Source organism: Priestia filamentosa, assembly GCF_900177535.1.
Taxonomy (GTDB): Bacteria; Bacillota; Bacilli; order Bacillales; family Bacillaceae_H; genus Bacillus_I; species Bacillus_I filamentosa.
In genome coordinates, this window is the sequence record NZ_FXAJ01000002.1 from 1145751 (window position 1) to 1167946 (window position 22196).

Here is a 22196-nt window from a genome sequence, read left to right on the forward strand (position 1 = left end):
ATGGCTAATAGTTTTTTCTTATCCCATTTCCACCACAGCAGATATCAAGATACCCATCACTACTAAAAAGAGAAAGAGTAAGATACAAAGTGCTAGGACAACATAAGCTACGTATTTCCAAACACCTCTTGGGGCTTTTATCGCTAGTATTAACCCAATGACGATACCAGCAATCCCTACTCTCCAATCATATTTTGATATAAACGATGTAATAATGGAGATTATTACGGAGACTAAACCTAAATACTTTTTCATTTTTTACTCCCTAGTACATTATGTATTGAATTTCTTAAACAACTTATAGGTTTTTAATTAACCCACATTCTACACATTTACGTAAATATTGTCCATTCTTACCTTGGTGTTAGAATGAGTATTACCGCAATTATTATTTAAATCAAGGTTTACATACCTACCTTCTACATTATCTATAATACGTACAAGAACTCCACGATTAAATACACGCTGACTAATCCTAGCATAAAGGTCTGCTAAAAGAACCCCATTTCCTATAAGAAGGGGTTTCTTTTCTATTAAATAAAAAAGGACCACTTCAAAATAAGAGGGGTATAACATGGTATCTTTTAATCTATTTTCCACATTATAGTGGGCTACCAAGGCAAAAGTTGCACCTATATCCTACCTGACTATTTTCCTAGAAAATCTTCTTTTCTATCGTATAGTCAACCCCTATTAGTTGTTAGGATAATAGAAAGGATATATACTGGGCTATGTGCCTAGTTAGAATTTCACTAGACAAGATATTAAAAATGAGGAGGATGTTATAATGCACAGAAATAATGAACTATATCATTTTTTATTGGAACGGACTCACTCATTAACTGAACAATGGTATGAGTCTTTAGATAAAAAGAATTCATCCGGCATATATGCTTCAAATGACCCTGAAGTCATTGAAATGCTCAAGAAACAAAATTATGAGTTTCATCTATGTTTTTGTAAAGTATTTGATGAGTCTTGCTCTGAGGCTGAGTTTTTATCCGCCTTTGATCATTGGATTTATGCCACTTCTAAGGAGGAAGAACACCAACGTACACCGATTCATCTTATAATAGGAGAATTTTTCAACAATCAAGAACAGTATCTAGATTATGTGCAAGAATTTGTAGAAACAAGTGAGGAAACATATTCTCTAGAAACCATTAATAAATGGAACCGTAAGATCATCGAGAATTTTAATTATGTAATTACAGCTTTCACAAAGCAAAGTTATGAATGCGCTGAAGAACGTCTAACTGCTCAAAAAGATATGATTTATGAGTTAGGTTCCCCTATCATTTCCCTTAGTGAGGATTTAGCTGTCCTTCCTCTTGTTGGTGACATTGATACAGAACGAGCTAAGAGAATGATTGATAGTACCTTATATCAATGCGCTGATCTAAGAGTGAAACGCCTCTTTATTGACTTATCTGGTGTGCTTATTATTGACACCATGGTGGCCCATCAAATATTCCAATTAATTCAAGCTTTAAAACTGGTAGGTGTAAAGTGTACCCTGTCAGGAATGCGACCTGAAATTGCTCAAACTGCTGTCCAAATTGGAATAGATTTTGAGAACCTCTCTGTGGTTTCAGATCTCAGAACAGCCTTAATCTCTGCTAAAATTACTGAGCCCTCTAAATAAGCGCTTACCTTTTAAATTAGAGATTTTGTAATTATAAACAAGTTACTTTTGGTAAATGGTAACATAAACTAGAAGGTGTGTTACCACATATATATAATGGTGAAATTACCTACACTATAAATAAGGACCTTTCTAGGTATAATTCTTTCCTTTCTTCAAAAAACACCCCACTCGTTATGAGTAGGGGTGTTTTCAGAAAAGTTAATTAAAAGGAGATAGAAGAATCTACCCAAGCAATTTTATTATACATAATTAGAGAAACATAAAAATAAATAAAAGTATGTTTTTACAAATATTTTACATTACAATCCCACGTATACACGTAGAGTAAAGTGATTACGTTATCGATTACTAACGCAATGGTGATAATAGTAAATGTCTTCAAGGCTTTCCTAGGCTAAAGAAAGTGAAAGAAAGAACAAAAGCCTTTCCTATGTATCATACAACATTGTTAATAAAATAAAAGAGCCCCTATCCAATGGATAAGGGGCTCTTTAGGGACGTCTACACTTCATAAGAGAAGAATTGTACGGTTGTACATTTATATTATGTGCAATGCCTACTGTTTTATTCTTTATAGTATAAAAAAGACCCTCTCCCCTGAGAAGGTCTTTATCGTGATATCTGCCTTTTCCAAAAGAGGTAAAGTAGAGGAAATCGACATTTGGTATTATATATTGGAATATTGTTTTTTATTCTTAATTGCATGAAAAAAAACTCTGTTTATTAACAGAGTGCGTAGGAATAGATATCTAGTAGATTTGAATGAGATTTCTCTCATTCATTCTATTATATGAAATAAAATAAAAAGTGTCCGTAATGAATTGAAAATGGATATATGACTTATATTATAAACAAGTACTTGCGACAAGGGTACTCCACTTATTGGGATAAAGAAAAGAAACCTCCTACTCATTTGAGTAAGAGGTTTCCGTTATTAGGGATATACAAAACGAAAATACCATGTGGATAAATATCCAAAAGGTATTTCATCTTCCATACATTATATAAATTAATTTAATATATATGATTCATTTGAATAAAATCTCTTTATCTCCACCATACTATAAATACCTTCTCTTAACATCCATTTTAGTTGCAATAATATCCCTTTTGCAAAAAACAAAAGCCCTTTACTTTGTCGAGTGAGGGCTTTTGTGTATTTAATACATACAAATACGAATAGATAGACGTCGAGAGTATAACAGAATACATCCCCTTGCACCATTATATAAAATTGAACAATAAGTTGTGACAAAGATGCATATAAAATGGAGAGATGATTCATATTATAAGTAGTTGACTTTAACCAAAACGATTTTCCTTTCGCCAACAAGTGCTTTTGGTTTACAAGAGGTATACCATTCGGGCATAAATTTTCGAAGATTTATGCCCTTCTATACAAGTATATAAACCAATCTTAAAAGTATGAATGAAAATAAAAAGATCCTCCCAATAAGAAAAAGGCTATTTATAAACTTCCGTTATGTATATAAAAAAGCTACCTGGGTCATAATATAAATGTAGACTTTACAGCATGTTTTTTCTTTTGAGAAGGCAAAAAAGCCCCCACTCACAAAATGAGTAGAGGGTTTTTTTTGTTTATTTTATATCACTATATGATTTTTATAACATTTCCTATAAAAAATATATAAAACCCATTCATTATTTTTTGGAAAACTAAAAAAGCCCCCTACCTATATTAAGGAGGGAGCTTTTAATTTTCAGGAAGCTACGGGAAAGAACGGGAAACCTCTCCCTTGTTTAAAGTATAACTCATTGTTCCAAGCTGTCTACAAAAGACAACATCAACTATTTACGCTTCTCTCACATAAATCAACCAACCGTATTTTTTGTGAAGCTCTTCAGCGAACTTTTCAGCCGTATCTTTTCCGACAAATGTACCAGTCAGAATTCGATAAGTAGGATTTAACTCTGTGCTATCAGCCTTTTCATATGTTAGCCAACCATAATCCTTTTTCAAACGTTCAATACCGTCTGCAAGGGCTTCCGCATTTGGAAAAGCCCCTGTCATAAGGCGGTATTTACGAGTATCTTTCGGTACATTTTGCTTTGTTTCCTCTCTCTTCGGTTCACTTGTACCTACTTTAATAATTGGAAAACCGAAAAAGGCAGCAACACCTTCAGCATGAGCAATCCCTAACGCTTTTACATATTCTCCATTCTTTAATAGATTGTTATCATCTACGTTAGAAATGAAGAGATTCTCTGTTAATGTAGCAGGCATGTTAGACTCGCGTACCATGTGTAAATTACCCATTTTCTTCCCACGGTCCCTAGTTACCCCAAATTTCTTGTTTACTTCCATAATGGCATCGTGAACGCAACATTGAAGACGTGCTGTAGCTCCTGATGTTCCAGAGAAACGGAACGTCTCAAAACCTCTGACATCCTTCTTACCTGTTGAGTTGATATGGATAGATACAAGCACATCCACTCTTTCACGATTAGCAGTATCTGTTCTTTTATTCAATGACAAAAAAACGTCCTTTGTACGTGTCAATGAAGCATTAATAGCTGGGTAATATTTATCAAGGTGATCCTTCATATACTTTGCAATACGTAAAACCACATCTTTCTCCAAAATATTATATCCTCCTGCACCCGGATCAGAACCACCGTGTCCCGGATCTATTTTCACTTTATAAGTCATAATGTTTCATCCTCCTTTTTGTCATTCTCATCTTTTAATTGTGAAAACCGACTAGATAGCATTTGTGGAACTTTAATATCCAATCGGCCTAAGTTTTCAATCAAGCTAATCCCCTCTGTCCCAATTAAAAACATTAAAATGGCATAACGAACAAACTGAACTTCATTCCCTAGAATAATGTCCAGTTGAGTAGCAACAATGACAAGGGAAAACATGGCTCCCTTTTTCATAAGCCCTCTAAAGGCATTCTTGGAAGATACTTTTTTATCGTAAAAAGCTGCAGCAATTCCAGTGAGATAATCTAACGTGAGTAAAATAACGAAAGCAATTAACAAATGGTCAATCCCTCCAAGAAAATAAGCAATAGACGATACTCCACCACCTGTAATGGCTACCCAGAAAGTATCTGTATTGTGTTTCATCCTTCTTCTCCTCTCCTTTTTGGACAAAATAAAAAGACACTGTTTTAGTGTCTGATAAGTTACTTATTGTTTTACTTTTTCTCTTCCTGTTGCTTTGTTAGTTTCTGCACCTGAGCTTGTAGAATAATATTTTCGTGGAGAAGCTGTGCTACCTTTTGTTTGTATATCTCCATAACATCATTGGCCTCGACTACTATCTTACTCAAGAGTAGTTTCCTCCCTTCCTTTCATATCATGTAGGAAATCTAATAAAGCTTGGGCTTCTGGTTTTTGATATTCTTCAAAGGAGTCAATATCAACATCTAAAGGAAAGTTGCAGTTAATGAAGATAATATGAGGACACCCTTCATGGCTAATTTTTAGGTTTTCATATTCTCCAAACATCTTTGAATATGTTAATTGGTAATCTTTTGGTAAGGCAAAATGATAGACTTTTCCACACGGACAATGAACTTCAAAGGAATGATCTTCATATTTCCTTATAGCAGTACTCATCTTTTCCCCTCCTAACTTACCGTATAAGTCCCCCTCCATTGTTTATAGGATGGCGTGTTGTCTGCTGATTTAAAGTAAAGAAAGAAACCGTCTCTTGTAAGGTGAGTTGTAAAAGCAGGATCAGTTGTAATCCCTGTAATCGCTTCGGTTGTTAATGTGACACTCGTTGGTGTATTCCTCCTTCTCATTCGAAAATTCACACCTACACCTCCTACATTTACACCATACGGAGCATTTGAATACATTCCGAACCCGCATTTTCCCGTTTCAGGTATATTAGAAGTGGGCTCATTATCTTCTGTGAACCAGATATAAGAGGAACTTCCACCAATTCTAAAATCTTTTATATTCTTATTAAAAACAGGTGAAGTATTAAAAGTTAAAGTTGAATACTTGGAGAATTCTACATCACCAAATCCAAAATAAACATTATCGGAGAATTCTGTTTCCTTAAAGGTCACTTTCCCGCGAAAATTAACCATCACTTTTTCCGTGACACTAATATTCGCCAAATCATACTCACTGTCAATGTCAAGTAAGGCTACTTCTCCACCGCCCTGATTTTCTGGAGGTAATCCAATGTAAATAGTATCGGTACGAGTTTCAATGGCCTGGGATTCTAAATATAAACGGTTTTGTCCGAAGACTTGACTTTGCTCGGGGATCACTCCTATTTTCACTTCATCATTGAAATGTATAGTTCGTTCAATATCCGGTTTAAAAGGGTTTCCATCTCCTAAAAATACGTTGTATCCAACTTTCAAATCTGTCGCTACATCAATAGTGGAATCAGAAGCAATCGTTACTCCCTCAATTTTTCCCGCTTGAATGGCTTCTGCCTTTACCCCTTCTCCTGTAATGGCTGTACTATAAGTTTGACCGCCATCAGCAGAAATCTTTAATCCTTCATCTGCTAGTAAAAGACGACTATTTGGATTCCCAGCATTAATAGCAACAAGCCCTTCATTATCCCAAAAGAAGTATCGGTCTGTTCCAACAATCTTAACGTTATTAACGTCAATTTGACCCGCTGTTAGGAGATTAGTATTGATACCTTCATACGTGATGGCCTCTTTAAAAGTCGCTCCTCCATCATCTGATACACCTAACCCGGCACTGTTAAACGTGACAAGGTGATTAGGATTACTCTCTTCCACCGCTAGAATGCCATTATCAAAGGTGAGTTCCGTTTGAGCGCTTTTTAGAGCTTTGGTTGCTAACTGAACACCTTGATCTAGAGCATTATAAGGAAGCTGTGTACGTCCAGTCATTAACCTCTTTACCTGTCTTACTGTGTCATTTAGTTGGACTTGATATGTTTGTCGGATTCCCTGATTAGAAAGTGTGACTTGCTCCCCAACTAGCTGTTCCTTTGCATTGAAGGTTTCTCTTATTTCTACAATCCTTTCTTCTATATCAAGGTTCAATCGCTCATCAATAACAAAGATACGGTCACCTTCTTGAATTGGTTCTTCTAGACCTTGCTGTCGCAAAGAGGATACATCTAGATTAATAGAAAGTTGTAGTGAATTATCGACTTCTTGTTTCAATCGATTATATAGAGAATTATGAATGGTGTAGCGTTCATCACGTACAGGGGGTGCATGTTTAATCCCATAAATTTCAGCTAATGGTGAAGTGTAAGTTGCTCGTAACCCATCTGCTCCAAACCCTTCAATATAAGTCGCAAAGTCCGTTGCATTCGTCTCTACATTAATGTCTTTTAGGTTAAACTTGTGACGATATTGAAAGTCTGTGTCGCGTCCAATTTGCTTTCGAAGATAAATAACTTTCTCCCTTACTTCAAACTCCGCACCGTAAGCTTCTAGCGTTTTTTGAAACAAATTTAAACGAGAAGAATCCCCGAAGTTTTCTAAGTCTTGGGCATAAAAAGAATCAATAATTTGAAATGTATAACCGCTCCCTTGAAACACCATATTTAAACGTGCTGCTAAAGTCATAGAGCCACTATGTGTTTCATAGACCCACTCATCCCTCATATCAATAAAAAAGCGATGAATAGCTTGTACACTTTTTACGGCCCTACTCCCTTTAGATTGAACTTTAGGAATGATGACTACATATTCTTCTTCATCAAATCCAACCTTCCAATGATGATCTAGCGCATGAAACCATTCTTGATTTTGCTCACTTTCTACAAAAGTTAAAGAAAGTTCCTTCTCTCCATTAACTCGTCTCGTTCGCGTTACTTCCCCTTGAGCAAAATATTGATTTCCTTCTAAATCTTCTACATACATAGTTATCACCTACGCATAATAAAACCGAAAATCAAAGGTGATCTCTTGGATGGAAGAAGCGCCTGTGACCATAAACTCATTCCACCCAGGCAATAAGGTAATTAATCTTCGGTTTGTGTTTCTAAAGATGTTTAAGCTATTCTTCTTGTATGTTACACCCGTTAAATGAACCAGATCGTTTGTAGTCAAAGCTCCCTCATAACGCCATGTATCGCCTGTCGTTTGATTGGTTAATTCGAGAAAAGAGTCACACGCGGCCTGAATCTTAATATCGATTTCACAATAACGAGGATCTAATCTTACGTTTCCATCATTATAAATTTGGAACTCGGCTGTGTTATGTGTATAGACTGCTTCTTCTCCTATTTCTTCTACAGATAAGTTCATCGTTTTCTTTGGCGATTCAGCAAAAGGAAGCTGAATGGTTTCAAAAATCAACTCTGTAAAGCCATATAGAAACTGTTGATCAAAGTTAAACTTTTGAAAACAGCGAACAAGATACCGTTTATCGGTTAACGTTACATTCTCTCCTGTTTGGTAGATTTCCCTTCTTCGCTCAATAAGGTAAAACGGCTCAAGAGAAGTGAGAATAGCAAACAACTTATCTCGTAAGATGGGATAGTTCTTCCAATCTTTCGACTGCATAATAAAAGGAACCCGAATCGTCCGAGTTCCATAGTCTGCTCCCATATCCACAGTTCCTGGTCTTCCCTGTATATTTTCGCTATAACCCATAACTTCAATAGAAGAGATGTCTACATCCTGCACAATAATTCCTATGTCTTCTAAATTTATTCCTGTCCCATCTTGTTTTTCTACTCTTACATCCATCTTCTCTTACCTCCCTTCAAAGATTGTTCGAACTAATCCGTCACGAGCTCCTTCTGTTTCAACATGAGTACGAATCACTTCCATATCGGCTTCATTCCGAACTTGAACATGAATTTGAGGAGCAGCCATAGAATCGGCAGACAGTTGCAGTAATTTCTTTTCTGTATGAGCTGTGTGAAGCTTCCCAACAGAAGGTATATCGTATCCTAATTGAACATGAGGAATATCTGGTTTCATCCATTCTCCCATCTTTTGAGAAGTGGTAAGCACTCGACCTTTCATTTGCTCAATTCCTCTCATCCAACCAAGAATCATATTTCCCCCAATCTCATCCCTCATCCAACGCGAAGGTGAATGAATATCAAACAAGCGATAAAATGCATCCTTCACCCAGTTTGCAATACTAGTCACGGAACGAGTTAGATAATTGACCTTATCCCAGAAACCATTGACGAGTCCATTTAAAATGTTACGACCAATAGATCGTAAATTTATCCCTTTCAAATAATTAATGATAGCCCTGAATGTCCCGGAGATGAGAGAACCTAGACCACCAATTGCTTCCTGAATTCCCGATTTCATGCCGTAAAAAGCACTTGTGGCACTACTCGCAATACCAGAAACTATAGACTTTACCGCATTCCAAATGCCACTAAAGACACTTCTTGTTAAATTAGCGATACCTGATAAGCCTGTGGAGAAGACTTGCCTAATGGATGACAAAATCGAACTTACAATACTACGGATAGTGTTCATGGTATTTCCTATGATAGTAGAGATATTACGGAATCCGCCTGACACTACACCCCATACATTTGAAACAAACGTACTGAAGCTTGTTTTCAAGTAATTTAGACCGGAAAGAATCGTACTTTTAAGCCCATTGACTAAGAGTCCTGCTACTTTTATGATTCTGCCGTAAAATGATAGAGTCCAAAGGTTCCAAATGAACTGAATCGCTCCTGAAAAGAGATTCATAACTCCTTTCCACATTTTTGAGAAGTTCCCTGTCAATAATCCGCTGAAAATATCGATAATCCCCATAATAGCCTTGGTTGCTCCGTTAATTATTCCTTTTATAGAATTCCAAGTTCCTTGGACAATCTTTTCAAGAACAGGATAGACAAATTTGAAAATGGATATTATTAAGTCCATCGCTGTATTTACAATCTTACCTATCATGTTCCATGCTTTATCGGTGATTTTCATAAAATCATTCTGGTTTCTGTCCCAAAAAGCTTTTAAACGATCCGTCACTTGTATGACGTACTGACTCACTGCCTGAATGACTTGCGTAATTACTTCTCGGATAGCTTGCCAAATACGGTTTACCTTTGTTCTAAATTCCTCGTTTTTGTGATACAACGTCACCAATACAGAGATGAATGTGGTAATGGCCGTAATGACAAGTCCAATTGGTCCTGTTAATACAGAAAAAGCTGTACGTAATGCTGTAAGCACGCTGCTTGATTGCGTAACTCCTGTAATCAATGGCTTTAACCATCCTACAAGGGTCGTTACTGATGAAATAATTTTAACAATAATAGGTGCTAAGAGTAGAAAAGCTGTTCCAATTTGGGATGCTACGATAGCTACTTGAGCCATGACCGGATTTGTTGTAAGAAATTGATTAGTCAATTTAATAAACACATTGATAAGGTCTAGCACCACCGCTCCAATCGGCGCTAACACTTTGACAAAATTCACAAATAACTCGATAAGTCCCACAAATAATTGCTTTACCGCTGGGAGGTTCTGTTTTGAGTATTCAATGAACTGCTGGAATCCCTTAGAGTCTTGTAATCTTGAAGACCATTCTACAAATCGTTGAGTCAACCTTACTAATCCATTCTGCATATCATTGACTACTGGCGAGAAAGCTACCATGAGATTTAGTAATCCCCTCAATATGTTCCCAAATGCTTTCCCCCATGCTACTAACGAGTTGCCTGCATTTTGTTTCAAAAATTGAAAGAAGTTCTGTAAATCTTTTGTCTTTAAAGAACGGTCAAAAGCATCGAGTAAGGTTAATATACCTTGTGCGGCTCCTTGGATAGCCGGTTGCAGCTTCTCTAATAAAGAACGAACAATTGTTAGACTCTTTGTAAATGCTTGAAGTACTGGCTTTTGAAAATCTTTAGCAAAACTACTATAAAAAGATTTGAATTCTTGAAGAGACTTTACAGCTTTTAATTGATCCCGGTTTAGTCCTCCATAGATAGCACGTAATTCCTTCAAAGCCTCAGCTTTATCCTCACTTGTCACGGCTTCATCATATTTTTTCTGTGCTTTATTAATTTGCGCTTGAGCATCAAAGATACTAGATAGGTTAGGAATGGCTATTGCAGCAAAGCCAGCCGCTCCTACCCCTGCTGCTACAAAAGAAGAAGCTAATCCCATCACACTTGTTGTAGCCACCGCTCCAATTGGAACGAGTGCTGGGGAGAGTGAAAGCAGTACCCTCATTAATCCTTGCCCTTCTTCTGTTGCTCTTTCTAAATAAGCAGATAAAGTGCCAAGACTAGAACTAGACCTTGACACTCTCCCTATTAAACTCCCTAATCCGCTCATACTGCTTCCTAGACGGCGAGTGTTTCTTTCTGTATTGGTTATCTCACCCCTCAATTGTGATAACGATGAACTGGTATTTCGAAAGGTTCGGGAAGTATCGCTTACTTCGTGACTTAACCGTTGCATTGATCCATGTAAGCTATCTATGTCTTGATCTGTGTGATACACTTCATCCCCAAACCGTTGTACATATCGACCGGCATTCAAAAAAGTTCGAGACAGTTCAGATGCATAGTACTGAGTACGTTGTGTTAAACGAGACACTCGACTTTCAGCTTGCTGAAAACTGTTGGAAAGGGTTGAGCCTGCTTGACGGGCAGAACGGGCAAAAGCCGCAACTTGAGTGCTCCCTTGAGCTAATTTACGAGTCAGCTTTGAAATATCTGCTCCAATTTGGACCGTCATACTCCCTAACATTTATGCTCCCCCTTTCTCAAACGAAAACTGCGCCAACCATTGCTGCTGACGCTTCATTTGTTTCTTCGCTTGTTCCATTGTTTGTTCGGTTGCTTTATCGTCACTCGGACGTTTAAATAAATCCTCTTTTTTGAGTTTCTTTGCATGATAAGCTGCTCGCATCATAAGAGTTTCATAAGCCATTTGTTCTTGATAGTCATAGTTTTTTTGTACTTGAACATCCATAAGTATGAGAAACTCTTTATGTGTTAACCTATAGACTTCCCAAGGTTTTAAATCTAAATAACGCCAGCCATCTTTTACATAATCCTCTACTTGGATAACAGGTCGAGGAGTTTCTTCGTATTTTCGTCCGCTTTGAGAAAGTTCTCCACGGTCTTCTTGTAGAAAAAACTATTTTCTAAGATTGCATGGGCCATCGTAATGATTTGAGCATTATCTAATTCCTCATTCATAATGGCTTGTTCAACTTCCGCTTTGACATCTTTGAGCCTGTAGCTTTCCCCTGTATGAAAGAGGCCCGCATGAACGAGTTTAATGAATGTGTCTAAATCTCCGATTAATGCTCGTCCAATAAGTTCCATCGTTCCACCTTGGAAGTTGCTGTTTAAATAATTCATAGATTCGAAGTTCAACTTCAGTTCATGTTCTTTTCCTTTGATTTCAAAACGTGGCATATTATCTATCTCCTTTTTACATTTTTGCAAAATAAAAAGGACCTATTGGCCCTTTATCTTTTACGTTTCTCTTATTTAATTCATTCTTCTTAATTCGGATTTATAATATGTTTCAATTACTTCTCCAAGAATAGCGTCCGAATTGTCCTCATGTATGCCTTCACCAGATGACACAAAACTTTGGCTACACCCTTCTTTTATCACTTCAGCATACGTAGAAATGATGTCGATTTTATTAGTTGGATCGGTGTCATCTTCGAATCCACTTATTCCTCCAACTCTCACACATTCTTTATTAATTTTCGTGCGATTCCCATCTTCATCTACGTAATAATACCTATCCGTTACTGTTCCATAATCCATATCTGGCGTAGAAGTAACAAAATACCCTTTATTATTTATATCATGCACTTCATACTCACCTTCCTTTTCAACCTTTGGTGCTCCCTTTACGTTATAAAAAGCATAAATATATCCTTCATAACCTTCAGGTATTAAGTAGATATCATTTGTTTCCTCATTATCGCATCCCACTAAAGTAAAAAGGGTAAAAGATAAAGCAAGAAGTTTCCCTATCAATTTGTTTTCCACCTTTCTTCTACCCTTTTTTATAATAGATTAGGATAGAGAATGTTCTCTTTAGTAAAATTACCACATATCCATGCAAAAACGATGTTTTCCACATTTTAAACATTGAAAGAGATATCCCTCAGCGCTTCTTTTACTTAACAACTTCTTAAGTTCGTCTACATTGTTTAATCGATAATCACTCATGATACCTTGTAAATCTTTTTGTAGTTCTTCCTGCAAGGGCTCAATTTCAGGCCACCTTCCATAACCGATAAAAGCGCAAAAATCTCCACAATGTGCAAGCCAACGTTCTTGCTGCCATCCAGTGTAACCTGGGGTACGGTAAATGAGCTCTTCCACGAGTCTCTCTTCTTCTACGTCTTCACAACATCCTTCATCCTGAAATTCGCCATCATACTTTTTAGCCGCTGAACCATCTGCTATACACCATGGGCAGATTCCTTCCACATCTTCTACGGAATAAAAATGTCCTGTATACGTATACTCCCTCTCCTTTTCACAAACAGGGCATAACGTTTCTTCTTTTTCAATAAACTCTAGTTCTAAGGCATTCGGATTATATCTGAATACTGGAAGTTCCATTTCTCTTTACCTACTTTCTGTCTATCTTAATAACTTTGAGTTTATCATAAATAGCCTTCTAGTTTTAGAGATTAATTGAAATATTTGTAAAATAGGAAGATTTAATCCATATAAAATAAATTTTTATTGCCTCTATTAAGTAGTAACAGCCTCGCCTGCTCCTGTGGGAATTTCAGTTAGTGCCTCTTCAGTAATGGTTCCATTTAATGTAGCCTCTAAGGAGTACGTTGAAAATTCCCCATTCGAATGAGTTCTCTCAAAAGAAGAAATCATATACATTCCCTTTTCTGCCTTCTTTGTCCGTGTATTGATTTCATAAATCTCAATCATTTTCTTTTGACGAATCGATTTCTTTACGTAATCAGGAAATGGATCTCCCTCTGTGATAATTCCTTCAAGAGACAAAGACTCGGTCACACTTCCATAATCTGAGCCGCTCTTGTCCTTTGTATTTAATTCAATTTCATCGGATTCCATAGAAGATGACCCATCTGTTTGGTTGAAAGGCCGAACTAAAGTTGAGCCTGTATCATTAGGAATCTTTACGGCATATAGTGTTTCATCTCCACGATATTCTAGTGCCATTTATTTCTCACCCTTTCGATATGGTAAATGTAAAGCGAAGAACGCCATGAAAAGCATCTTCCTCTCGTAAAGTTTGTAAGTAATCTAACCGACTTTTAGACACATAAAAACCATTCATCAATTCGAATGGCTCACGCAAGGCTTGTATCACCTTTTGGTTGTACTCATTAATCTCCTCTTTGCTTTTACTTAGACTAAAGATATGGAGAACATGGTAGATTTCCCAATGGATTTTATTCTTCGTAGATTGATCGGTGAGGTACTCTTCTTCCATTTTGACCATAGGAAACGAATATTCCTTTGGTAATACGGTTGAGTACACATTTAACCCTTGAGCTTTTAACTGATTATAGATTGCTATTTGTAGCTCCTCTGTACCAATATCACTCATGAATCTAATCTCCTTACCATCTTCTCTAAATCACGGATAAATTCTACTTTTACACTTAGAAAGGCAGGAAATAAGAAAGGTTGTGGTCGTGTCCCTGGATGATGTACTTCTTTTCCAAAAAATCGCTTTCCATCGGTTAATACCTTAGCCTTCTTTGCTCGTATCATATGAGGTCTGGTTCCAAATTCCACATAACGAGCATAATCCAGCATGGTAAACGTAAATCCTGTAAAACCATCCTCAGCGAACCGACTTCTAATATCCCTCCTTAAATGTCCTTTATCCACCGCTACATGTTGCTTAGCATACCTCTCCATTGCATAGGTATGTTTATGAACTAGTACCTTGGTTTCTATATTGGCTTTCCTACTCATCTGGCCAAGCTTACGAATTAATTCCTTGTCTCCTTTGACCTTAATGTGAATCCCTCTAGCCATGTGGAGTCATCCTTTCTAAATATAAAATCGTAGAGTGCCGAAAGTGTTTGGTCAAAGTTATCTCATATATTTCCCCCTCAAATTCTACTTTCTCAACCTCCCTCACTTTTCCTTTCATATGAAGCTTTACTCTATGTTGAGAAACCGCTCCATAGATTGCAGTCTGTTCTTCAACCGAGAGGATTTGAGCATTGCAAGCTACAGGATAAGGAGTCATTTTTTCTTTTACTCCTAAAGGGGTTTCTTTTTGCTCAATTCGGTATAAAACAGCTCGCTTATCATATCTCATAGGAACTTAGCCTTTCCTTTACTAACTGGCCTTTGTTGTTTTTCTAAGTAACGGTCTAAATGCGGGATAAAGGACTGAAACGGGTCTTCAATATAAGAAGCACTTCTCCCTTCCTCACTATCCGAAGATGTACCTTCTGAGCCAATTCGATTAAAACGAATAACAGATAATTCTTTTACAATCCATGAGAGTTCAGAAGGCACATTATCCTCTCCAATATATTGTTGCACTCTTACAGATTGATCTTGAATGATAGTGGATAGCAATGCATCTTGGAGCTTATCCTCAATTCCTAAGTAGACTTTAACCGCATCTAATAGAGCCATTTTTACTCACCACTCTTTGTCGTTCGCTTTCGTGCTGATTTTTTCTTAAACCCTAATGGTTTATAAAAAATTTTATATTGACGTTCCGTAACTTCTAATTCCTTTCCGTCCTTCTCAATTTTCATGCACTTTACCTCCTATAAGACTAGATGATGAACTAAGCTTGTTCCGGTACCGGGGGGGTTAACGTAGCAAAGGCTTCATCTTTTAGAATCATAAATCCAACTTGCATCGTAGCTCGTAACGCAAACATATCTCGCTCAAAGAGATTGATAGGTTGGTTGTTTTCCCCAATGACAGACGTTAACGTTGCTTCTTGGGAAATGGCATATTCGATGTTTTGCAGAATGCCATAACGTGCATAATCCCAATCCGCTGTGAACAGAGAAACTTTCGATTTATCAAAGGATTTTCCATTCACATAAGCAATTGGTTGTCCTAAGACGGTTTGAGTTGCTCCTTGCGTTGGTTCATTAAAAATAGGTCGTCCAGAGCTGTCCATTTCTCCACGTAACTTCTGGCGTAAAGAACGAGTTGTAGCAAAACCATTTGGATCTAGCTCGTTATCTTCTACTAAACCGAGAAGTCCGTTTAATTGTTTATATAAAGACTCCGTTTCTACTTCTGATACTGCATTCCCAGCAGAAGTTGCTGAGCCTAAAATGTTTTGCAAAAAGGGAGACTCTGTTCCAAACAGTGTTGCATGGTCAAATTTTGTATAAAATGCTTCTGCAATATGAGGTTTGATTTCATTAAAGAAACCAGACACACTATAACGCAAAAACTCTTTTGATACAGGAATAATAACCCCTAGTTTCTTAGACTCCATTCGAGCGGTTAACCATTGTGGTTTAGATGTTTTAATAACCTCAGCCTCATTCACCCAATAAGCTCCTAGTCCACCTGCTAGATATTGGAACTCTTTTACAGGCTTGGACATCGGTTCATATTTTGCTAATTGCATAATAGCTGAGTTCCTCATTACCTCTTCGACAATGCCCGTTCCTTGCTCTGTTGGAATCTTTCCCGTTGGAGCATCTTGAAGTAACACATTATCAGGATTAAAGGTTGGGTCTGCAAAGAATTGAATATTAAGTTTCAGTAATGGTTTTCCGTTTACTTGATATGGACTTTCCATGTTAAAACCTCCTATTTTCCTACGATTCTATTTTTCTGTGCTAAAATGCTGAAATCTGGAGCAGTTGATGTTTTAGCAACATTCCCCGTTCCTGTTTGAGGTGGTTCTCCTTTCAAACGTTCATTTACCACTTGTTCTACTGCTTCATCAAAAGATTTTTTAAAGACTTTAATGTTCTCCAATGTATTTTCTGCTGTGTCGGACATCAAAAAGTCTGCAAAAGAAGCAGGTAGTTTCTTCTCGTTTAACTCTTTGATCGTTTCTGCTTTTAATTCACGTGTTTCAATCTCTTTCAAGCGGTTATTTAACTCTTCCTCACGCTTTTTATACTCTGCCTCCTTGCGTTCTGTAGCGGATAACTTTGCTAAACGCTCTGCTTCTTTCTTTTCTTCTTCTAGCTTAGTCGCAAAATCTTTCTCCCACTTTCCTTTGGCAGTTTCTAAAGCTTTTGCAATTCGCTTATCAACAAAAGAATCTAATTCACTTTGATTCTTAAAGGAAATAGACTCGTCATTTGGTGGATCAGCGGGAGGGTTTTGTTTTGGATTATTTGATGAAGGTTCACCACCTTGAGCAAAGAACTGAATATCGAGTCTTAATTGCTCTAATGGTGACTTTTCCATTACGTTATAAGGTATTTTCATTCTCCATTCCTCCTTGCCCATAGACACAATGACCATTAGATTCTAACCACCTTCTTTCGTTCCTCATACGCTTGATTTAAGCCTATAAACAACAAAAGAGAGGTATTTATCCTCTCTTGGTTAAAATTGTCCCTATACGCTTTTTCTGAGCCTTTTAACGACATGCTTAGGTCAATAGATAACAGGTAAAATAGCAGAACGACAATTGGGATGTAGAGGTGGAACGTTAACGCCTACTTTTGCTTCCTCAATCTTATAAACCTTTCCATCTTTCTTCTTACATTTGTCGGATGTTCGTTCATCAATGTGAGCGGTAAACTCATACTGTTTAAATCCACTTTTCTTATAAGCTCTTAAGGTAGATTGATTCATAACATAAGCCGTCTCCGTTCGAATTACACGCTCCGAAGCATACTTTGCAACGTTCATTTCTTTTTGCAAAGCCTTTGTCATCTCCTCAATTCCATCCCCACGGATTAAACCTTGAGTGATAATACGTTTTAGATTAAACATAAGCTGTTCTTTATTTTTCCAGAGTGTATCGGAGAAGTGAGCACCTGACCATTCGGCATCTACTATGTCATGGATTTCTTCCTCGGTATAAGAAGTGGATACATCTAGTTCTCCACTAATCTGGTCAAATACTTCCTCTACGATATTTTCCAAATATTCCTCTATTAAGTTTTCTTGCTCATGAAAGCTATCAATCATGTCCAATTCAATTTCATTTATGAGAACATCTAAATACGTTTCAGGAAACTGCCGCTCTAGGTTCTCTAATTGTTGGTCTTGATTTGAATTATCTCTCCCTGAGGCATGTTCTTTCCTAGACTGCTTTCGTCTACGTTTAATTTGCTTCTTCAAGCGCTGTATCTCTTTTTGGGAAGGTTTTTGTTTGGCCCTGTTAAGAGATAATTGATTATCCTCACCTAAACGCAGAACTTGAGATTCGACATGTCTTTGAATCTTGTCAGATAGGTAATTTAAAATGTCTCCGACTTCTAGCTGCGTATCTACTTCTACTGCCCATAAGGCTACAAACACAAGTAATAACCGCTCGTATAAAGAATGCTGAGCGTTTGGAGATAATGTATTTTCAATTTTGATTTCAGTTATTTCGTTTGCCTTGATAACTATGGAATACTTGCTCTTATTTTGTTCATATTCCTTTGGAGCTTGAACCTCGACAAGCAAGTATTCTCCAACAACTAAACCTTGAAAGAGCAAAATACCCTTATCATTTGTAGATCCTTTTTGAATTACCCTATTGCCTTGGTTACGTAATTCAAATTGAGCTCCTGCTAATCGATTTCCAGTTGTACTATCTACTTTTACGATCTTTAATGAACCCTTAGCCATTCATAACACCTTGTTTAAAGAGGGGTTGTTGTTCATACATCTCTTGTTGCTCCCGACTTTCCGCTTTCTTACGGTCCATTTCCGCTTGGACGTCTTCTACAAATGGAAGAATAGAGAGTTGTGTTTCTTCACTTACAATGCCTGTTACGTCTTTAGCGGTTTGCACGAGCTCACTTGTATTCGTTGGAAGGTTTGGTGTGAAGACAATCTCTAAGTCCTCAATATTGGCGTCCTTACGCTTAATCTTCCACATTTGAGCAACTAAACGTAAGCGTACCATGAGAGCCTCTTTAAACAATCGCTCTTTCGTAGAACGTAACTGATCGAGAATGAACAGCTTATATTTCATTGCCTCTCCACTTACATTGGAGCTGAACTCTTCATCTGATAAATCGGGTGTAAACGAGAACTTATGAATGTCATTGACGGTTCGGTTTTTGAATGCTTCCTCTCCTGCTACATCGTAGGTCTTAGTAAGATAAAAAGCATTTGGTTGTACACCCTCGTTCGTAGGGTCATCAAGCACAATCACTCGACTCTTTTTCATTTCTTGAATATCTTCAGATTCGGTATTCGGTTGACCCGCTAATACTAAATAAGAATCGGCAAAGTCCTCCATTCCGTTTAATGTATCGGACTGCGAAACATCATACCCATCAATCTGGTCGAGCACCGTTTCAAAATCACCAATACGGTCATCATTGTTCCAGTATTCGATAAGCGGAATACCCTCAAAATAATGTTGTTGCTCTCCTATAAGTCTCATGTTCTCTAAGTTCTCTCCTGATTGGTACTTATAAATTTTCTGGTCGTCGTATACTTCAATAAACCGATCTACATCTTCCCCAATCTGGACATTAAAATAGCGCGCCCCTGCTACAACATTTCCTTCAACGGTTGTGTCATAGATAAGGAACGCTTGAATCGGGTCAACGATGGCCACACATTCTTCACTCTGTTGATTCATGTACACTAGCTCAAAAGCTCGGCCATAGATAGAAAGATTAAGTTCTAAATTACTGTTATGTGATTGTTCTTTGTTGCGATCATTGAATTCATTTAGAGCAGTCAACAAGTTTTCATTTTCATGGTTATACGTAATGGGCTTTCCTAAAATATAACCTTGAATGAGAATGCTAATATAACGAGCAAAATTGTGACTCATCCGATAGTCCGCTCGTTCTTCATCCGCTCTATCATTTCGATATTTAATGTTTGTATGATTCAGAAAGTAGTCTTTTAGTTTCTTCAACCGCGGAACTTGCTCCGTTTCATGCTTTTCAATAAACTTCTTTAGAGCATCCTCGGACAAGTAATCAAAAGACGGTAAACGATATATTTCGTTCGCATTCTCATGAAATCTTCGTCCTCTCATTCGGACCGCTCCACCTATTTCAAAATTCATCGTCTCCCTCCTTTAGATTCCGAGTTTCTTACGGATATTCTTATCTCGTTTTGGTTTATGGTCTTTCATATCATTTTCAAAAGCATAACGAGTCGCATCGATACTGTGGTTATTTTTATCCTCAAGTTGCGGTTTTGGATTTCCGTCTTGATCTGTGGCATAGTCAATGTCTTCAAACTCTTTCGCAATGTTTGGTGTACGATTTGGGTCAATTACAATCTCCTCTAAGTCATCTAGCCACTTCTCTCCATACTCAATAGAACCTGGTCCCTTCTTCGCTCCTTTGATTTTGCGAATACCATGTTCATACCTCATTTCATCAATGGATTTTGGCTCGGCACTATCAGCAATCGTCCATCCGTTATCAAACTTCTGCTTCTTCATCATGGTTGCTACGTTTCGATTGGAAAGCTTCACACCATAGATTTCATCCATCGCATAAATTCTTCTTCGAGCCTTATCATAATGCCACTGAACAAAAGCAAACGGGTCATTCCCATATCCCCAGTCAATCCCTTGTCGAATGTTATCGAATCTCTTAAGCTCTTCATCTGTAATGGTTCGGAACGTAAGATTATCAAACGGAACCACACCACTTCCGATAGCTTCCCCGAGGTATTCCCATCGATATTTGAGCGGTTGTTTCTTCTTCGTCTCTTCCGCTTCCTCAATGAAAGCCTTGGAGATAAAAGGATTCTGTAAATAAGAAGAATGATGAACAAATGTGTTCTTAGGTACAAAAGCAGACTCGTATTTCTTGTTCACCCATGATTGCTTGCGTTTTGGTGGGTTGTACGAGTAATAGAAGGCATAAAAAAGACCATCGGGTAATTCGGCACGTAAGACCGAGTTTTCGATGGTCGATACTTCATCCTCTGTTTTAAATTCGGCTAACTCTTCTATCCATAGAAAGGCAACTGGATACTTACTAATCTTAATAGATTTAATCTTAGCAGGGTCATCCGCTCCACGAAAAATAATACTGTTTCCCCGTGGTAAGTAGGTTAGTTTAAGCGGTGACTTATTGACATGCCAATACGCCTCCACACCTAAAATGTCGATGGCTTCTTTTAACTGTTCAAATACCGATTCCTCTAAGGTTCGGGCAACCTTACGAACACATAAAGTACTGACCGGATACTTCATCATATCCCGAATGAGTTTGAGCGTAATGTGAGTAGACTTAGCGGAACCACGTCCACCTTTTAACACATGTTTGAGGTACTTTCGACTGTTGGAGGCTTTCCAGAAGGATTGAAAGTGAGGAGTAATGATGTCGCTAATTTTAATCGTGTTCAAGATCATCACCTACATCATCAACAATGGTAACCCCCATATTCCCTTCAATTTCTTTCTTCTCTGTCCACATAGCATACCGTTTACCGAGGAGTTCAGCGGCTTTTACACGGTCCTTGAGAGAAGGATTTTTGTCTTCTAACTCCTGCATTCCTTCCCCTACTCCAATTGGAACTTGTTCGGTAAGTTCTCCGCGCATGACTTGTGTAAGAAAAGAAAGGATTTCATCTTGTTTGGCTACTCGTTGAGCACTCTTCTGAGCCATTCTTTCTTCAATATAAGCTTTAACCTTAGGATTTCTAAGTAATTTACTTCCCTCCACAGCAGCTGCCTTATCACTTTTCACGCTGTAGCCGGAATTCTTGTATGAAGTTGTAGCATTTGCCGTTTTTATATATAAATCAGCAAATGCCTGTTGTTTATGGGTTAGTTTAGACATCACATCATCCCTACCTCCAATCAATAAGCTTACTAAAAAAGAACAACCTTTTAGATTGCTCTTTTTTTATAACTGCGATATTTTATTTCTAACTTTTCCTTACTCTTCCTCACGCACTCTATTATATTTTGCATATTTTTATAACAGGCATCCGCAGTCTCCTCATCAAAGTCTTGTTTGCGAAGACTCCCTTCTAAAAACTTTTCGTAGATGTCTACGAGCTCCAGATCCTCATAATCCATAAATTTATAAAGATTAGATTTATTTTCAGATATAACTTTCATAAACTCCTGGACTTTTTGTTTCATCGCAGAACATTTAGCCTCTTGATCCATAATTGCAAATCTATATATTGTAGAATAGTTTATATACGGCTTAAGTTCATTATAAATACTATTGATAAACAAATGCCTTTCAGCAAACTTGTCTAGAAATGCTTCTCTGTCCTTATGCTTTAAAGTCATCTGAACGCCAATGAGTGTAAGTAATCCCCCAATGATTGAACCAAAGAAACCTATAAATGCTGTAAAAAACCCTTTGATATCTACCTGGAATGATTCCATAATTGCATAAAGAATGATTAAATTCAAAACCCCAACTGTACCTAAAATCAAATAAGGAATCATATATTCTAATTTCTTCATAATTTTCGCCTTCCTTACCTATATCCGTTATATTGGATATAAGATGATTTGAATTTAATTTCATATAGAAAAGCACCCCA

At 37.4% G+C, this 22196-nt stretch carries 26 protein-coding genes; 1 reads left to right on the forward strand and 25 read right to left on the reverse strand.

Features of this window, described 5'->3' with window-relative positions:
- Positions 1 to 18 precede the first annotated feature (18 nt).
- Positions 19 to 255, reverse strand: coding sequence for a hypothetical protein (locus tag B9N79_RS12805; RefSeq protein ID WP_085118460.1), 237 nt, complete (start codon positions 253 to 255; stop codon positions 19 to 21).
- 532 nt (positions 256 to 787) lie between these two features.
- On the opposite strand from B9N79_RS12805, the gene B9N79_RS12815 reads away from it, so the two are divergent.
- Complete coding sequence (locus B9N79_RS12815) at positions 788 to 1645, forward strand: STAS domain-containing protein (protein WP_085118464.1); 858 nt, start codon at positions 788 to 790, stop codon at positions 1643 to 1645.
- Positions 1646 to 3461: 1816 nt separating this feature from the next.
- Here B9N79_RS12815 and B9N79_RS12820 read toward each other — a convergent pair.
- The 24 genes from B9N79_RS12820 to B9N79_RS12925 all read right to left on the reverse strand — a co-directional run bounded on the left by B9N79_RS12820 (position 3462) and on the right by B9N79_RS12925 (position 22116).
- Positions 3462 to 4319 carry an N-acetylmuramoyl-L-alanine amidase gene (locus B9N79_RS12820; RefSeq protein ID WP_085118466.1) on the reverse strand — a complete coding sequence of 286 codons (858 nt, stop codon included), beginning with the start codon at positions 4317 to 4319 and terminating at the stop codon, positions 3462 to 3464.
- Positions 4316 to 4741, reverse strand: a complete 426-nt coding sequence (locus B9N79_RS12825) for a phage holin family protein (protein WP_085118468.1) — start codon at positions 4739 to 4741, stop codon at positions 4316 to 4318. Before B9N79_RS12825 ends, B9N79_RS12820 begins: the two co-directional genes overlap by 4 nt.
- Before the next feature lie 71 nt (positions 4742 to 4812).
- A complete protein-coding gene (locus B9N79_RS26745; protein WP_276208846.1) occupies positions 4813 to 4947 on the reverse strand; it encodes a hypothetical protein in 135 nt (44 codons plus the stop codon).
- The gene (locus B9N79_RS12830) at positions 4940 to 5236 is read right to left on the reverse strand and encodes a hypothetical protein (RefSeq protein ID WP_085118470.1); all 297 of its coding nucleotides are present in this window, start codon (positions 5234 to 5236) and stop codon (positions 4940 to 4942) included. The genes B9N79_RS26745 and B9N79_RS12830 overlap by 8 nt, the downstream gene beginning before the upstream one ends.
- A gap of 11 nt (positions 5237 to 5247) precedes the next feature.
- Entirely contained in the window at positions 5248 to 7494 is a 2247-nt protein-coding gene (locus B9N79_RS12835) for a phage tail protein (protein ID WP_085118473.1), read from the reverse strand.
- Between the two features lie 9 nt (positions 7495 to 7503).
- The gene (locus tag B9N79_RS12840) at positions 7504 to 8325 is read right to left on the reverse strand and encodes a phage tail domain-containing protein (protein WP_085118475.1); all 822 of its coding nucleotides are present in this window, start codon (positions 8323 to 8325) and stop codon (positions 7504 to 7506) included.
- A 6-nt stretch (positions 8326 to 8331) separates the two neighbouring features.
- Complete coding sequence (locus tag B9N79_RS12845) at positions 8332 to 11313, reverse strand: phage tail protein (RefSeq protein ID WP_085118478.1); 2982 nt, start codon at positions 11311 to 11313, stop codon at positions 8332 to 8334.
- Positions 11314 to 11538 (reverse strand): hypothetical protein, encoded by a 225-nt coding sequence (locus tag B9N79_RS12850; RefSeq protein WP_085118480.1) that lies wholly within the window; start codon positions 11536 to 11538, stop codon positions 11314 to 11316. It abuts the gene before it with no gap.
- Positions 11539 to 11624: 86 nt separating this feature from the next.
- Positions 11625 to 11990, reverse strand: coding sequence for a tail assembly chaperone (locus tag B9N79_RS12855; RefSeq protein ID WP_085118483.1), 366 nt, complete (start codon positions 11988 to 11990; stop codon positions 11625 to 11627).
- A 75-nt stretch (positions 11991 to 12065) separates the two neighbouring features.
- The gene (locus tag B9N79_RS12860) at positions 12066 to 12569 is read right to left on the reverse strand and encodes a DUF6843 domain-containing protein (protein ID WP_085118485.1); all 504 of its coding nucleotides are present in this window, start codon (positions 12567 to 12569) and stop codon (positions 12066 to 12068) included.
- A 69-nt stretch (positions 12570 to 12638) separates the two neighbouring features.
- Positions 12639 to 13163, reverse strand: coding sequence for a CbrC family protein (locus B9N79_RS12865; protein WP_085118487.1), 525 nt, complete (start codon positions 13161 to 13163; stop codon positions 12639 to 12641).
- 135 nt (positions 13164 to 13298) lie between these two features.
- Positions 13299 to 13748: a phage major tail protein, TP901-1 family gene (locus tag B9N79_RS12870; RefSeq protein WP_085118489.1), complete on the reverse strand. Its 450-nt coding sequence runs from the start codon at positions 13746 to 13748 to the stop codon at positions 13299 to 13301.
- Positions 13749 to 13755: 7 nt separating this feature from the next.
- The gene (gp17, locus tag B9N79_RS12875) at positions 13756 to 14139 is read right to left on the reverse strand and encodes a tail completion protein gp17 (protein ID WP_085118492.1); all 384 of its coding nucleotides are present in this window, start codon (positions 14137 to 14139) and stop codon (positions 13756 to 13758) included.
- The gene (locus B9N79_RS12880) at positions 14136 to 14576 is read right to left on the reverse strand and encodes an HK97-gp10 family putative phage morphogenesis protein (protein ID WP_085118494.1); all 441 of its coding nucleotides are present in this window, start codon (positions 14574 to 14576) and stop codon (positions 14136 to 14138) included. The genes gp17 and B9N79_RS12880 overlap by 4 nt, the downstream gene beginning before the upstream one ends.
- Positions 14569 to 14865, reverse strand: a complete 297-nt coding sequence (locus tag B9N79_RS12885) for a hypothetical protein (protein WP_085118497.1) — start codon at positions 14863 to 14865, stop codon at positions 14569 to 14571. Before B9N79_RS12885 ends, B9N79_RS12880 begins: the two co-directional genes overlap by 8 nt.
- Positions 14862 to 15191: a phage head-tail connector protein gene (locus B9N79_RS12890; protein ID WP_085118500.1), complete on the reverse strand. Its 330-nt coding sequence runs from the start codon at positions 15189 to 15191 to the stop codon at positions 14862 to 14864. Before B9N79_RS12890 ends, B9N79_RS12885 begins: the two co-directional genes overlap by 4 nt.
- Before the next feature lie 2 nt (positions 15192 to 15193).
- Positions 15194 to 15316, reverse strand: a complete 123-nt coding sequence (locus B9N79_RS26750) for a hypothetical protein (RefSeq protein ID WP_276208848.1) — start codon at positions 15314 to 15316, stop codon at positions 15194 to 15196.
- A gap of 32 nt (positions 15317 to 15348) precedes the next feature.
- Positions 15349 to 16329: a phage major capsid protein gene (locus B9N79_RS12895; RefSeq protein WP_085118503.1), complete on the reverse strand. Its 981-nt coding sequence runs from the start codon at positions 16327 to 16329 to the stop codon at positions 15349 to 15351.
- Positions 16330 to 16340: 11 nt separating this feature from the next.
- Positions 16341 to 16973, reverse strand: coding sequence for a DUF4355 domain-containing protein (locus B9N79_RS12900; protein ID WP_167555119.1), 633 nt, complete (start codon positions 16971 to 16973; stop codon positions 16341 to 16343).
- Positions 16974 to 17144: 171 nt separating this feature from the next.
- Positions 17145 to 18332 carry a minor capsid protein gene (locus tag B9N79_RS12905; protein ID WP_085118509.1) on the reverse strand — a complete coding sequence of 396 codons (1188 nt, stop codon included), beginning with the start codon at positions 18330 to 18332 and terminating at the stop codon, positions 17145 to 17147.
- Complete coding sequence (locus B9N79_RS12910; protein WP_085118512.1) at positions 18325 to 19737, reverse strand: phage portal protein; 1413 nt, start codon at positions 19735 to 19737, stop codon at positions 18325 to 18327. The genes B9N79_RS12905 and B9N79_RS12910 overlap by 8 nt, the downstream gene beginning before the upstream one ends.
- Positions 19738 to 19749: 12 nt before the next feature.
- Positions 19750 to 21042, reverse strand: a complete 1293-nt coding sequence (locus B9N79_RS12915) for a PBSX family phage terminase large subunit (protein ID WP_085118515.1) — start codon at positions 21040 to 21042, stop codon at positions 19750 to 19752.
- Positions 21023 to 21472, reverse strand: a complete 450-nt coding sequence (locus B9N79_RS12920; RefSeq protein WP_085118518.1) for a terminase small subunit — start codon at positions 21470 to 21472, stop codon at positions 21023 to 21025. Before B9N79_RS12920 ends, B9N79_RS12915 begins: the two co-directional genes overlap by 20 nt.
- A 50-nt stretch (positions 21473 to 21522) precedes the next feature.
- Entirely contained in the window at positions 21523 to 22116 is a 594-nt protein-coding gene (locus tag B9N79_RS12925; RefSeq protein WP_085118521.1) for a hypothetical protein, read from the reverse strand.
- Between the last annotated feature and the right edge of the window lie 80 nt (positions 22117 to 22196).